This window comes from Martinezella rhizogenes (genome assembly GCF_027460065.1).
Taxonomy (GTDB): Bacteria; Pseudomonadota; Alphaproteobacteria; order Rhizobiales; family Rhizobiaceae; genus Agrobacterium; species Agrobacterium rhizogenes_C.
Window position 1 is genome coordinate 121,556 of record NZ_JAPYZZ010000007.1, and the last position, 14,464, is coordinate 136,019.

Annotated in this window: 7 protein-coding genes; 3 read left to right on the forward strand and 4 right to left on the reverse strand. The window is 60.3% G+C overall.

All coding sequences use genetic code 11. The annotated features are described in order from the left end of the window. Positions 1–476: 476 nt before the first annotated feature. Entirely contained in the window at positions 477–6,839 is a 6,363-nt protein-coding gene (locus O8B93_RS12945; protein ID WP_269710407.1) for an apolipoprotein A-IV repeat region-like domain-containing protein, read from the forward strand. 748 nt (positions 6,840–7,587) lie between these two features. On the opposite strand, the gene O8B93_RS12950 is transcribed toward O8B93_RS12945, so the two are convergent. After that, a complete protein-coding gene (locus tag O8B93_RS12950) occupies positions 7,588–8,505 on the reverse strand; it encodes a PhzF family phenazine biosynthesis protein (RefSeq protein WP_269710408.1) in 918 nt (305 codons plus the stop codon). 304 nt (positions 8,506–8,809) lie between these two features. Between O8B93_RS12950 and O8B93_RS12955 the strand changes: the two genes are divergently transcribed. Together O8B93_RS12955 and O8B93_RS12960 are read left to right on the forward strand one after the other, a co-directional pair. Further along, on the forward strand, positions 8,810–9,583 hold the full coding sequence (locus O8B93_RS12955; RefSeq protein WP_269710409.1) for an NAD kinase: 774 nt from the start codon (positions 8,810–8,812) through the stop codon (positions 9,581–9,583). A 19-nt stretch (positions 9,584–9,602) separates the two neighbouring features. Then, positions 9,603–10,103 carry a hypothetical protein gene (locus O8B93_RS12960; RefSeq protein WP_269710410.1) on the forward strand — a complete coding sequence of 167 codons (501 nt, stop codon included), beginning with the start codon at positions 9,603–9,605 and terminating at the stop codon, positions 10,101–10,103. A 59-nt stretch (positions 10,104–10,162) separates the two neighbouring features. Here O8B93_RS12960 and O8B93_RS12965 read toward each other — a convergent pair whose 3' ends face one another. The 3 genes from O8B93_RS12965 to O8B93_RS12975 all read right to left on the reverse strand — a co-directional run bounded on the left by O8B93_RS12965 (position 10,163) and on the right by O8B93_RS12975 (position 14,385). Beyond that, positions 10,163–10,633: a cysteine hydrolase family protein gene (locus tag O8B93_RS12965; protein ID WP_269710411.1), complete on the reverse strand. Its 471-nt coding sequence runs from the start codon at positions 10,631–10,633 to the stop codon at positions 10,163–10,165. 74 nt (positions 10,634–10,707) lie between these two features. Further along, a protein-coding gene (prfB, locus tag O8B93_RS12970; RefSeq protein WP_269710412.1) for a peptide chain release factor 2 occupies positions 10,708–11,839 on the reverse strand; the annotation gives its coding sequence in 2 pieces (ribosomal slippage) (positions 10,708–11,769 and positions 11,771–11,839; 1,131 coding nt in all). 98 nt (positions 11,840–11,937) lie between these two features. After that, complete coding sequence (locus O8B93_RS12975; protein ID WP_269710413.1) at positions 11,938–14,385, reverse strand: penicillin-binding protein 1A; 2,448 nt, start codon at positions 14,383–14,385, stop codon at positions 11,938–11,940. Positions 14,386–14,464: the final 79 nt, after the last annotated feature.

Consider the following 14,464-nt stretch of genomic DNA (forward strand, 5'->3'; position numbering starts at 1 on the left):
GCTGGAATCCTGTCTCACCGTATCCTGTTTCGTGTCACATATGTGTCGTATTCACGCATGCTGGCGGCTGCTATCGGCTTAAATTACGGCGTGACGCAGGCGAAAATCTTCTGCTATGGTTAATTTATGTTAAACTTATGCGAAACAAGGCGTTCAGCGTGAAACTCAGGTTTAAAAACTGTTAAAAAGCCGACACTTCGCCGCCGTCGCAAATCCGCATTAATTGTTTCGAACACCTAAATGTGTCACTACGGTACTGCCGTTCTCGCAGGGCTTAAGCTCAAGCTTTGTTATTGCGGCACAGTGATGTAATTTCGCCCGAAAGCTGGACCACCAGCAATTCGGGATTTGGTAAATGGCGGAACTGTTCTCTCTTGAGGGAAAAGTTTCGTTGGCATGATGGCGGCAGTCCGCTTGCTGATCGCAAGTGGGTCAACGGCATGAAGCCGGGCGTATGTGTAACGAGGCGTAACCGCATGGCGAATAACAAGATCAGCGACTCTGTCGACGAGACTGCATTTCAGGCATTGGAAGATGCCTTGCAGCTTGGCGCTTTCGAAGAAAAGCCGGAGACGCGGAAAACTGCAAAGCCGAAGCAGCCGGAGGCCAGAGTGAAGGAAGCAAGCAGACAGACCCCTGCTCCCGAGGCCGCCCGCGCGCCCGCCGAACAGACGCCCAGATCGCCCAATCTCGAAGCCGCCAATGATGGCTCCAAGCGCAGCCCGGCGATGATCCTGAAATCGCTGGAAGGCGGCTCCATCGGCGGCGCATTGCGCAACGCCACGATCATGTCGGTGATCTGGGCGCTCGGCGGCCTTGGCATCGCACATCTTCTTTACGGCAATGCGCTGTGGAACATCGGCTCGCTCGCCGATCTCACCGCCATCCCAGGTCTGATGGCGATCGTCGTCGGCATCCTCGTTCCCGTCATGCTGTTCTTCGCCTTCGCGATCATGATGGCGCGCGCCCGCGATCTGCGCAATGCCGCCCGCTCCATGGCAGAAGTCGCCCTTCGTCTTGCGGAACCCGAAACGGTAGCGTCCGACCGCATCATGTCCGTCGGCCAGGCGGTTCGCCGCGAAGTCTCCGCCATGAATGACGGCATCGAGCGCACCATTGCCCGTGCGACTGAACTCGAAACCCTTGTGCATTCCGAAGTCAACGCGCTTGAGCGCAGCTATGCCGACAACGAACTGCGCGTGCGCAGCCTAGTGCAGGAACTGACCGCCGAGCGCGACGCCATCGTCAACCATGCCGAGCGCATCCGCTCCTCCATCGTTGGCGCGCAGGAACAGATCAAGGAAGAGCTTTCCATCGTCGGCGAAGAGCTTTCGATGCGGATTGCCACGACAGGCGAGGCTTTTGCCTCGATGATCGACACGCGTTCTGCCGCGCTGCTCGAAAAATCGCGCGCTTCGACCGAAGCAATGGGCAGCCTGATCGCCGCCAAGACCGAAAACCTGCTTCAGGCGCTGAACTCCTCCGGCTCGACGATATCAAACGAATTCGACATGCGCCTGCATAACCTCACCTCGACGCTGGATGAGCGCGGTGAAGTGCTGCTGGAGCGTTTCGCGATCCATGCATCGACACTGGACAGCGGCGTGGAAAGCCTCAACAGCGCGCTTGAGGAGCGCACCCGCCAGCTCAACGAGACGCTGTCCACGCGCTCGCTGGAACTCAACCGCAATATCGAGCGCGGCCAGCAGGTCATGGGCGGTTCGCTGGATACGGTTCTCGACAAGCTCTCCACGACGCTTGAAGAAAAGGGCCTCTCCTTCCGCCAGAGCCTGCAAAGCAGCGCCGACGATGCGATCATGGATCTCGATCTTCGCTCGGGCCTTTACGAAGAGCGCATGCAGGCGACGGTCGGCCAGGTCAATTCGGCCTTCGACGAGCATGTGGCGCAATTTGCCAGCGCCTTCGACCAGCGCGCCGGCAGCCTCGACAGCAAGCTGATGGAAAGCCTCGCCCGCATCAACGAAACCGTTGCCGGCGGCTCCGAAGCCCTCGACACCATGCTGACAAGCGGCCTTGAGCGCATCGGCAGCACCATGACCGACCAGTCGCTGGCGCTCGCAACCGCGTTGGGCACGGGTCAAGAAATGTTGGAAAGCGCGCTTGAAAGCCGGACCCAGGCATTCAGCGACGCCATCGGCCAGCGCACCGCCGAAATCACCGATGCCTTCACCAATTCGCACGCGAAGATCGATACCGTTCTGGCGGAACGCAGCAACGCCCTGTTCGGCGCGCTTTCAGCCAGCCAGGACCGTTTCGACGAAGCACTCGCCAGCCGTTCCCTCGCCATTACCGGCTCGGTTTCCGGCACGGCCGAACACCTTGCCGCGATGCTCGACGAACGCGCCGCCGCGATCAACAGCGTCGTTGCCGACGTCGAACGCCGCCTGACGGAAACGCTCGAAACCCGGGCCGCAGCCATTACCGGCGCCGTTTCCGGCATCGAGCACCGCATCTCCGACACGCTGGAAAGCCGCACGGCTGCCCTGCATGATGTCGTCTCCGGCGCGGAGAGCCGTATCGCCGATACGCTTGACGGCCGCACCGCCGCTCTTTCCAGCGCGATCTCCGGCGTCGAGGAACGTATTGCCGACACGATGGACAGCCGCACGCTGTCACTCGACATGACCTTCGCCAATGTCGAGGAGCGGCTTTCCGAGACGCTCGATAACCGCACCTCCGCCCTGACAGGCATTGTTGCCAGCGCTGAAGAAAAGATCGCCGGCGCGCTCGACAGCCGCACGGCCACCTTCGGCGACGTGGTTGCCGGTGCTGAAACCCGTATCGCCGAAACGCTTGATGGCCGCACCGCAGCGCTCAATGCCGTGGTTTCCGGTGCTGAAGAGCGCATCGCGGATGCCCTCGACAGCCGTACCATGGCGCTCGACATGACCTTCTCTGGCGCCGAGGAAAAGATCACCGAAGCGCTCGACACCCGCACCGCAGCCCTTGGCGAACTGGTGGCAAGTGCCGAGACCCGTATTGCCGGCGCGCTCGACAGCCGCACGGATTCGCTGAAGACAGTCGTTTCCGGCGCGGAAGAGCGGATCACCGACCTGCTCGACAGCCGTACCATGGCGCTCGACATGAGCTTCTCCGGCGTCGAAGAAAAGATCACCGATATTCTCGATGGCCGCACTGCCGCCCTGCACAGCGCCGTTGCCGGCGTTGAGGACCGCATTGCCGGCGCGCTCGACAGCCGTACCGCTGCCCTTTCCGGTATCGTATCAGGCGCGGAAGAACGCATCGCCGATGCGCTTGATAGCCGCACCCTGGCACTCGACATGACGATTTCCGGTGTCGAAGAGCGGATTGCCGAAGCTATGGATGCGAGAGCGTCGTCGCTTTCGCTTGCCGCTGCCGGCGTCGGCCAGCGTCTCGAGGCAACCGCCTTCACGCTTGAAAACGCCCTTGCCAGCGGTCACGAGCGGCTGGAAACCATGCTCGGTTCGCAGGCGGAGCGCATTGCCGGTTCGCTGGAGCGCAATAGCGGCCTGATCGAACAAAGCGTTTCGGGTGCCGCCAACCGCATCGAAAGCGTCGTGGAGGACGGCAGCAGCCGTTTTGCGCAGACGGTGGAAGAAGGCGTCTCGCGTCTCGAAAGCAACCTGTCGCAATCACATGAGGATATCCGCACCGCGCTTGACCAGCGCCAGGCGGATCTTGCAGCGACGCTCAGCTCCGCCACCACCCAGATGGGCGACATGCTCTCCGAGCAGGCGATGATGATCGGTACCACGGTCGCCTCCAGCGCCAGCATGCTGGAACTGTCGCTCGAAACCCAGCAGGAGACGCTGCAGAAGGCAATCGACGGCAGTGCGGCAACGCTGGAAGAGCGCCTTCGCAACAGCGCCGGCGACATTGCCGTCAAGATCGGCGAAGCCGCCCGTGAAATCGGCGGGGCGACCGATGCCCTTTCCTCCCGCATCGAAACCTCAATCGGCAATGTCACCACCCGCCTCGACGAGACCGGCGCCCGCATCGAGACCTCTCTCGACGCCCTCCAGACCCGCGTCGGCGGCGATCTGGCCAACGTCAACAATTCGATCGAGGATGCCGGCCGCCGCTTCGCCGACGCGCTGGAAGACAAGACGGCTGTGTTCGCCCGTACCAGCGACGAGGCCGCCGAGCGCATCACCGGCATTCTGGACGAGCAGACGACCCGCGTTGCAGACACGTTCGAAAACCGCACCAGCCGTCTGGCCGAAACCTTCGATGCCGGCTCGGCCCGTATCGACGAGCGCCTCGGCACCATGGACCGGGCGCTGACGATCGGTCTCGACAATGTCAACCGCACCATCGAAGGCAAGGCAAGCGATCTCGCCGTCAGCCTGCGCGGCGCAGTTACCTCCGCCACCCAGAATATCGGCGACGAAGCGGCTCGCTCTTCCGCCCTGCTCGCCAAGTCCGGCTCTGAATTTGCCGAACAGGTGCAGGCGCAGAACGAAGCCTTCACCAAGGCTATCGAGGAACGTTCCGGCGAGATCGTCAATCGCATTTCCGATGCGCAGACCCGTCTCTCCGGCCAGGCCGCTGCCGTCGCCCAGACCTTCTCCGAGGCTGGCAACATCATCGTCAACAAGGTGGCCGAAGCCGAAGCCGTCGTCCGCTCCCAGGTCGGCGTCATCTCGGAGACACTGACCGGTGTCGAATCCGCCCTCGACGCACGCGGTGAATCCATCCGCTCGGCGCTTGATAACCGCACCCGCGAACTCAACTCGATGCTGGCCAGCCGTTCTGCCGAACTGTCGCGCCTGATCGAGGAGAAGGCGAAACCCGTCGTCGACGAATACGCCACCATCGGCCGCGAAGCCGCCGAAAAGATCGTTTCCGCTGCCCAGCAGAGCGCAGAGCTTCTGTCGCAGAGCAATAGCGGCATGGTCGGCATGGTGGAACAGGCGATCAGCGATTACGCCAATGCCGGCACGGATGCGGCAAGCAAGCTCGTCGCGGCCACCCGCCAGAGCACAGACATGCTGTCGCAGACGCATACCGCCATGGCGGATGCCGTCGAAGAGGGTATCGAGAAATATGCCCGCTCAGGCAGCGATGCGGCCAACAAGCTCGTCGCAGCCACACGCCAGAGCACGGATATGCTGTCGCAGACCCATAACAGCATGGCCGAGATCGTCGAGCAGTCGGCGACCAACTTCAACTCCGCCGTCGAGCGTGCCGCACAGGGCTTCGGCGCGGCCGATGAAGCATTGAATGCCTCTGCAACCCGCTTCTCCGAATCGGCCTCACAGGCTGCCGACATGGTCTCCAGCTCCAGCCGTCTGCTCGAAGGAAAGATCGACCGTCTGTCGAATATTTCCGGCCAGACGCTGGCGCAGGTTGCCGGCATCGTTGGCCGCTTCGAGGAACATTCGAAGGTGCTGAGTCAGGCGTCGGAACTGCTCAATGCGGCACAGTCGAGCCTCGTCGGCACGCTGGAAGAGCGTCAGGATGCGCTTCGCAGCCTGTCGGTCGGCCTCGTCAAGCGTTCCGAGGAAATCGAAAGCGCCATGCGCAACGTCGTTGGCGTGGTGGAAAACACCCTCAACGAGGCCGAGGAGCGTTCGCAGAATGTCGCGGGTAATCTGCGTGACAATCTGCAGGCCTCCTTCTCAGATATCGGCCGCTCGCTCGACGAGACCGAACAGCGCGCCCGCTCGGCGGCACAGACAATGCGGGGCGCCCTGCTCTCCGCCGGTCAGGACGCCAGCCGCTCGATCGAAAGCACGCTCTCCGACGCGCAGAAATATTCCGACGAGCTGGTCAACCGCCTGCGCGGCGGTGTCGAATCCTCGCTCTCCGAAGTCGACAACCTTCTGGGCAGTGCCTCGGAAAAATCCAACGCCGCGGCAGCCAACCTCAAGGAAACGCTGCGCCAGGCCGTCGAGGAGGCCGTCAGCCGCTTTGCAGGAGCGACAGACGAGATCCGCCGTTCCAGCCACGATATCCGCCGTGAGCTGGATGCAACCCGCGCCGAATTGAAGCGCGGTGCATTCGACCTGCCGGAAGAGGCCAAGGAAAGTGCAGCCGCCATGCGCCGCGCCGTTTCCGAACAGATCAAGGCCCTGCAGGATATTTCCCAGCTCGTCGGTCGCTCGACCCACCAGATGGAAGTGTCCGAACCCGTCGCCCTTGCCATCGCCGCAACCCAGCCCGTCGCAGAACGCCGCGTCGAGCCGCGTCCGCAGCCGGCGGCGGCGGCTCCGGTGCAGCAGCGCCCGGCACAGCCGCAGCCTGCCCCCGCATTGCGTGGTGCGCTGCCGCTTGAGAACCGCCAGGTCGAAAACCGCCAAGTCGAAAATCGTCAGGCACCCGCCCCGGCACAGCCGGTCGCAACCAACCCGGCCGGACGCCGGGAAGAAGGCGGCGGCTGGATCAGCGATCTCCTGCGCGGCGCGTCCCAGGAGACACCGGCTGCATCCACACCGCGCGCCAGCACCGAGCAGCAGCCCACCCGTGCGGCCGACACCCGCAATCCCCGGCACATGGTGGAATCGCTGAATTCGCTTTCGGTCGATATTGCCCGCGCCATCGATCACGATGCCTCCGTGGAACTGTGGCGTCGCTACCAGCGTGGCGAGCGCGACGTCTTCACCCGTCGCCTCTACACGCTGAAGGGCCAGACGACGTTTGACGAGATCAAGCGCAAATACGAACGGGAAGCGGAATTCCGCACCGCCGTGGACCGCTACATCACAGATTTCGAGAAGCTGCTCGCCGACGTGGCCCGCACCGACCGCGACCGGAGCGTCACCCAGTCCTACCTTACCTCCGATACCGGCAAGGTCTATACGATGCTGGCCCACGCGGCGGGCCGGTTTAATTGACCCTTCACGCCAAGCTTAACTATCAAACCCCGGCTCTGGCCGGGGTTTCGTTTTTTGTTTGAAAAGCTCCGCCAAACTGGGAAATTCCGGCGTATGCAGATAAGGCTCGTGGCGACTATCCGCAGCACACCTTATTTTCGGGTTCAAGCCACGCAGAAATAGTGTTTTCAAATAAAAATCGCACTTGGCGAATCTCGACGCAGAAGCTTCGATAAAAATTTAATTTATATTGAATTACGGCGCTATTTTACTTATTATTTTTTGGTATATTACTATACGATTTATCGTATTTAATTAGAAAATACTTATGAATTTAAAAAATATTGCCATAATAGCAACACTTCCTTTCCAGCTCACTTCTTGCGCCAGATTTGACGAGGATCCAGAAGCCGTCAATAAGTGCGACAGAGGTAAGATAGAACAAACTCTTAAGGACTTTTATGGCCATCGTGAAAGAGAGATACAAACAATAGTCCGACATATTAACTACCGGAAATTTTCCTCGGAATGCTTGGGTACGCTTGAGGTGAGAACCCCAATTTACGGTTGGCCAACTGAGCGCAAATACCCCGAAATATCGATGGGTTGGAATTTGCACTATAGCATACAGGAGAAAACAGGGATCTGCCTGAGGAAGTCCACTACAATCGCGTCGATAAGAATAGACACTATTTGCCATAGATAGTTCCTCGGACACATCGAGAATCCTATAAACCACCAGTCAAAATTTTCCTTCAGCGCCCCGAAATCAAAGTTCGAACGTACCCGATGCAACCCGCACCGCGTGGCCGCCGATGCGGGCGCGGGCGATTTCGTTGTCCTTGATGTCCATGCGCAGGTGGATGTGGGATGGTCTTTCCATTTCCACGCCCTGCTCTATCAGGAGCGGATGGTGGCCGTCCGTCAGCCCGTCGAAATGGTGGATGGCGCCAGAGAGAGCGGCGGCGGCCGAGCCGGTGGCCGGGTCTTCCGCAATCCCCATCTCCGGGGAGAACATGCGGGCATGGAACTTCGCCGCATGGTTGACGCCGCCGCGACAGTAGATATAGGCCGCCGCCAGCAAGCCCTCGACCAGCGGCGCGGTGCGCAGCCAGAGATTGGCGTCGAAATCCATGTCGCGGACGGCGGCGATATTGTGCATCGGCACCAGAAGGAAAGGCACGCCGGCGGTCCAGATCGAGGGCACATGATTCTCGAAGCCTAGATGCCCCTCGCTGACGCCAAGCGCATCGGCGAGCGCGGCGTGATTAAGCGGCAGCTCGACGCGGGAGGATTTGCGTGGCAGGTCGAATTCCGCGAAGCTGACGGCGCCGGCGCGCATCTTCACCGCACAGCGTACCGGACCGACCTTCTCTTCCAGCACGCAGACCATATCGATATCGTCATCGCCCTCGCCGCGATTGCGCTCGGCAATGGCGACTGCCGCACCGACTGTCGGGTGGCCGGCGAAGGGCAATTCGCCTGACGGTGTAAAGATGCGCAGCGAAGCCGCGTGTGAGGGATTGCTGGATCGGTTGATGAAGACCGTCTCGGAGAGGTTCATTTCCCGCGCAATCGCCTGCATGGTGTCCTGGGAAAGATCATCGGCGTCATACATGACCGCCAGCGGATTTCCCGCCATTTTCGTCTCGGTAAAGACATCATAGATATCGTAGTTCAGCGCCACATCCGTCTCCTGCCACTCGTCATTCCGGCTGCCTTGGCAAACTGCATCACGTCGCCCCGCATCGCAACCCTTGTCGGCGGGCGCAAATCAAGAAGCTGTGGACCGGAACTGCAAGACGCTTCGCAATGGAACGCTTGGCGGTTCGAAAGGCCTTGTCGTCTGCCGTCGTCTTCATGTACCAAGGGTGCGTCTGGCGGCTTGTTATCTACCTCCCGGTTGAGGTTTAAAGATTTCGAACCGCTTCAACGGTTTACAGCGTCCTGCACGGGCCGGTTCCGGTCTGCGCCGTTGTTGAGGGAAGCGGATGTCGCATTCTACCTATTCACTGTCCTTCGTCGCCTCCCCATCCGAGGAGGCGCAGATGGCGTTGAAAGAGCTGAAAGCCGTTTATGATGATACGCCGTTCGAAGAGGCCGATGTGATCGTTGCGCTCGGCGGCGACGGTTTCATGCTGCAGATTCTCAACGAGACGATGAATTCCGGCAAGCGGGTCTATGGCATGAACCGGGGGTCCGTCGGTTTCCTGATGAATGACTACCGGGTGGACGGCCTCACCCAGCGCATCGCTGTGGCGAGCGGCAATGATTTCCATCCCCTGCGCATGACGACGACGGATTCCGACGGCGATGAGTTTACCGCGCTCGCAATGAACGAAGTCAGCCTGTTTCGCCAGTCGCATCAGGCCGCCAAGCTGCGTGTCGAGGTAGATGGCAAGGTACGGCTGGAGGAACTGATCTGCGACGGCATGATGGTGGCGACCCCTGCAGGCTCGACGGCTTACAATTTCTCCGCCCATGGGCCGATCCTGCCGCTCGAATCACCGCTTCTGGCACTGACCCCGGTCAGCGCTTTCCGGCCGCGACGCTGGCGCGGCGCGCTTTTGCCGAATAAGGTAACCGTCGATATTCATGTTCTCGAGCGCGACAAACGCCCGGTGAACGCGGTGGCCGACCATACCGAGGTCAAATCCGTTCGTCACGTCAGGATCGCACAATCGCAGGACAGGACGGCGAGAATTCTATCGGATCCGGATCGTTCTTGGTCGGACCGGGTTCTCGCCGAACAGTTCAACAATTAAACCAACCACCACGATTGCCATGCACGTCAAAAAAACGCTCTTCGCTGCTCTGCTTCTCGCCATGGCTGCTTTGCCTGCCCGGGCGCAGACGCCGGCGATCGACACGCTGCCCGTTTCCGCCATATTCGTCGTCAGCAGCGGCATGTGGGAAGACCGGAACCTGGAGCCCGTAAAAGGCCCTGACGGACAATTGCGGCCACCGCCTGCCTCGCCGACACGGGGCTATTACAAGGTCATTGCGATCCGCCAGGGCGACGGCACTGCGAAAATCTACCTGCAGCGCATCGTCTTTACCGCCGACGGACCAAGCCTGCTCGAAAATATCGAGCTTGAAGAATTCAGCCAGATGAAATCCTATGTCACGGATATCCGTCCGGAAAGCTCGAATGGCGCCTCCGCCTCACCCGGCCTGTTCGTGACCGTCTATCTGAAGACGGACCCGATGGCCAAGGAAGCGGAGAGCTGGACGATCCTTATCGACGAGCTGGGTGAGATGAAGGTCGAGAAAGCCTCCAACTAACGTAGTATTTGGAGGCAACCTATTCGCGATTCCGGCCCTGACCGGTGTGCCGGAACACGCTAGTTGTTCAGCTCATGTGCCCCGGTGAGAACCGCCCCGAAATGATGCTTCCACAATCTCGCACCCAGTTCACCGCTCCGGTCGAGACTGGAGCCCACCGTCAACCACGGCAATAGCGTGGGGTGCAGCCCCGCATCGAACAGGGCAAATCCGGCGGCCAGCACGCAGGTATCGGCCTGAATGCCGCAGACGAGCACACGGTCGAGTTTCAGAGACAGGAGGTAGTCGATAACCTCCCGGGGTGGCGCATAACCGTGTTTGATGAATATGCGATCTGCCGGCACGAGCGACACATCATCGCTGCCCGGCTTCCAGCCCAGTTGCCGTTCGAAGGGGGTAACACCTTCATCATGGCGTTCAACGGTGGCGATGCTGGGCATGGTTTTAGCGAGCGCGGATATCTCCGCCACGAGCGAGGCCGGCGGACTGAAGCTTGGCTGGACGTCGACGATATAAAGCGCCTGTTTCATGCGTGTCCTCCAACGAAAAACCCCTCGCAACGGTTTTGCGAGGGGCAACTTTCCGATCGACGCATCAGGGCGTCTTAATCGATATCCGAGACTTCCACATTCGCGCCACCGCTGATGCGGTGGGCAAGCGCGGCTTCCATGAACTCATTCAGGTCACCATCAAGCACGTTGCCGGGCGCGGTGCTTTCCACGCCGGTGCGCAGGTCCTTGACCAGCTGGTAGGGCTGCAGAACGTAGGAACGGATCTGGTGGCCCCAGCCGATATCGGTCTTGGACGCCGCCTGCGCATTGGCGGCCTCTTCCCGCTTCTGCAGTTCCACCTCGTAGAGACGGGCGCGCAGCATATCCCACGCCTTGGCGCGGTTCTTGTGCTGGGAGCGTTCCTGCTGGCAGGCGACGGCGATGCCGGTTGGAATATGCGTGATACGCACAGCCGAGTCCGTGGTGTTAACGTGCTGACCACCCGCACCTGACGAACGATAGGTGTCGATGCGGCAATCGCTTTCATTGATGTCGATCTGGATCGAATCATCGACCACCGGATAGACCCAGATGGAGGAAAACGAGGTGTGGCGCCGGGCATTGCTGTCATAGGGCGAAATACGAACGAGGCGATGAACGCCCGATTCCGTCTTCATCCAGCCGAAGGCGTTGTGACCCTTGACCAGGATCGTGGCCGACTTGATGCCCGCTTCATCGCCGTCGTGGATTTCGAGAACTTCGACCTTGAAGCCCTGACGCTCGGCCCAACGAGTGTACATGCGCAGCAGCATGTTCGCCCAATCCTGGCTTTCGGTGCCGCCTGCGCCGGAATGCACTTCCACATAGGTGTCGTTGCTGTCTGCCTCGCCGGAAAGCATGGCTTCCACCTGACGGCGGTTCGCTTCGCTTCGCAGCGCCTTCAACGCATCTTCGGCATCCTTGACGATCTCGTCATCGCCTTCCATCTCGCCGAGTTCGATCAGCTCGATATTGTCCTTGAGCTGCTGCTCCAGCGCCTTGACGCCGTTGATGCTGTCATCCAGTTGCTGGCGTTCGCGCATCAGCTTCTGGGCTTCGGAGGCGTCGTTCCAGAGGGTCGGATCCTCTGCCTTATTGTTCAACCAGTCCAGTCGTCTTATCGCCTGGTCCCAGTCAAAGATGCCTCCTCAGCAGGCTTATGGCCTGCTTGATTTCATCGACTACGTTCACGATTTCATTGCGCATTTCGCTGGTTCTTCACCTTCATTGAAACTCGTTGCTCAAATAAATGCGGGGGGCGCGGATGTAAAGACCCGCGCCCCCGCCAAACGTCATGACTGCTGTCAATAAAGACCGCCACCACCGCCGGTGATGGCCTGCTGTGCCTGCGGCGACGTCTTCAGAATGTCTTCCTGCGACATGTAACCTTCCGCACCAATCACCGAGAAGGTGGAAGCCGGACCCGTGCCGGGCTTGAAGGCTTCCATGATCGTGTCCGGTTCGCCTTCAGCCGCCGCCATGCCGGTCTTGCGGTTGACGGCGACGAAGTTCATGCCAGCGGGAACGATGAACTTGCTCGGCTCCAGATGCTTGGCCGCATCGGCGATGAACTCACCGAAGATTGGCGCCGACAGCGAACCACCCGTGCCGCCGCGCCCCAGAGGTGCAGGCGAATCGAAACCGATATAGAGACCGGCGACCATGTCCGGCGTGTAACCGACGAACCACGCGTCTTTTTCATCATTGGTCGTGCCCGTCTTGCCGGCAACAGGCAGATCGACCTTGATCTTGCCCGCCGCCGTGCCGCGCTGCACGACGCCTTCCAGCATGGAGGTCGTCTGGTAAGCGGTCATCGGGTCGAGAACCTGCTCACGATTGTCAACGATGACAGGCTCGTCCTGATTGTGCCAGGTGGTGGCGTTACACCCCTCGCAGGCGCGTTCCTCGTGGCGGAAGATCGTCTTGCCGTAACGGTCCTGAATGCGGTCGATAAGCGTCGGCTTGATCTGCTTGCCGCCATTTGCAAGGACCGAATAGGCCGAGACCATGCGCATGACGGTGGTTTCACCCGAGCCGAGCGACATGGACAGAAGCGGCGGCATCTTGTCGTAGATGCCGAAGCGTTCGGCATATTCCGCCACCAGGTTCATGCCCATGTCCTGCGCCAGGCGCACGGTCATCAGGTTACGGGATTTTTCGATACCGAGACGCAGGGTCGAAGGACCAGCAGAACCCCCGCCGTAATTCTGCGGTTTCCAGACCTGACCGCCGGACACCACCTCGATCGGTGCATCGAGAATGACCGATGCCGGCGTGTAGCCATTGTCGAGCGCGGCCGCATAGATGAACGGCTTGAAGGAGGAACCCGGCTGACGCATGGCCTGCGTGGAGCGGTTGAATTCCGACTGCGCATAGGAGAAGCCGCCGACCATGGCCAAAACTCGGCCGGTATGCGGGTCCATCACCACCATGCCGCCCTGCACTTTTGGCGGCTGACGCAGACGGTATTCGTTGCCGGAGCCGGAAAGCGGCTGCACATAGACAACGTCGCCCGCCGTCAGAACGCCGACCGGCGACTTGGCGGTCGCTTTCTTGCCGCTCGCATCACGAAAGGCCCAGCGCATGTTTTCAGCGGAGATATGACCGCGCGTGCGCTTGTCGCCATCTTCCGCATCAGGGTCGGCCTGGACACCGATATCGATGCCATCGGCGGCAACGGCGAGGACAACAGCAAGCTTCCATTCGGGAACGTCCCGGAGGGACTTGACCTTGGCCAGCGCCGCCGTCCAGTCGCCAGCCGTCTCGATCTTCTCCACTGGTCCACGGAAACCGCGACGTTCGTCATATTGCACAAGTCCGTCCTGAAGCGCCTTGCGCGCCTCCATCTGGATTTGCGGATCAAAGGAGGTGCGGACCGAAAGACCGCCCTCAAGAAGCGCCTCCTCGCCGAATTTTTCGACGATCTGGCGGCGGACTTCCTCGGCGAAATAATCGGAGGCGGGAATATGCGCGCCGCCGCGGCGCAGGTTGACGCCGAGCGGCTGCTTCTTGGCATCCGCGGCGTCGGCGACGGTGATGTAGCCGTTTTCGGCCATGCGATCGATCACCCAGTCGCGGCGCTCCAGAGCAGCTTTTTCGCGACGGATCGGATGGTAGTTGGCCGGCCCCTTCGGCAGCGATGCGAGATAAGCGGTCTCGGCGATCGTCAGTTCCGTTACCGACTTGTTGAAATAGGTGAGTGATGCACCAGCGATGCCGTAGGAATTCAGGCCGAAAAAGATCTCGTTGAGATAAAGCTCAAGGATCTTGTCCTTGGAATAGGTCTGCTCGATGCGGAAGGAGAGAATGGCTTCCTTGAGCTTGCGGTCGATGGTCTGGTCGTTGGTCAGAAGGAAGTTCTTCGCCACCTGCTGGGTGATGGTGGATGCACCGACCGGACGGCGACCGGAACCGACATTCTGGAGATTGACGAGAATGGCGCGACCAAGACCCCAGATATCGACACCGGGGTGATTGTAGAAATTCTTGTCTTCGGCGGAAAGGAACGCGGCCTTCACGCGGTCGGGAATAGCCTGGATCGGCAGAAACAGCCGCTTTTCATGGGCATATTCCGCCATCAGCGCACCGTTGCCGGCGTGCACGCGGGTGGTTACCGGCGGTTCATACGTGCTCAGAACTGCATAATCCGGCAGGTCCTTCGTCACGCCGTGCAAATAAATCGCACCGACGACGGCGGCGCACAGGAAGAGCACGCTGGCCAAGCCGAAAAAATATCCAATCAGTCTGATCATACCAAGCTACCGATAATTCGAATCGTAACCATCCACGCCCGACAAAATACGGGCGCATATTTGCATATCGCGTGCCGTT

Excerpts from the sequence above, each read along its gene's own strand:
- O8B93_RS12965 (WP_269710411.1), bottom strand. The coding sequence starts at position 10,633 with ATGAAACAGGCGCTTTATATCGTCGACGTCCAGCCAAGCTTCAGTCCG.
- O8B93_RS12960 (WP_269710410.1), top strand. The coding sequence starts at position 9,603 with ATGCACGTCAAAAAAACGCTCTTCGCTGCTCTGCTTCTCGCCATGGCT.
- O8B93_RS12955 (WP_269710409.1), top strand. The coding sequence starts at position 8,810 with ATGTCGCATTCTACCTATTCACTGTCCTTCGTCGCCTCCCCATCCGAG.
- O8B93_RS12945 (WP_269710407.1), top strand. The coding sequence starts at position 477 with ATGGCGAATAACAAGATCAGCGACTCTGTCGACGAGACTGCATTTCAG.
- O8B93_RS12975 (WP_269710413.1), bottom strand. The coding sequence starts at position 14,385 with ATGATCAGACTGATTGGATATTTTTTCGGCTTGGCCAGCGTGCTCTTC.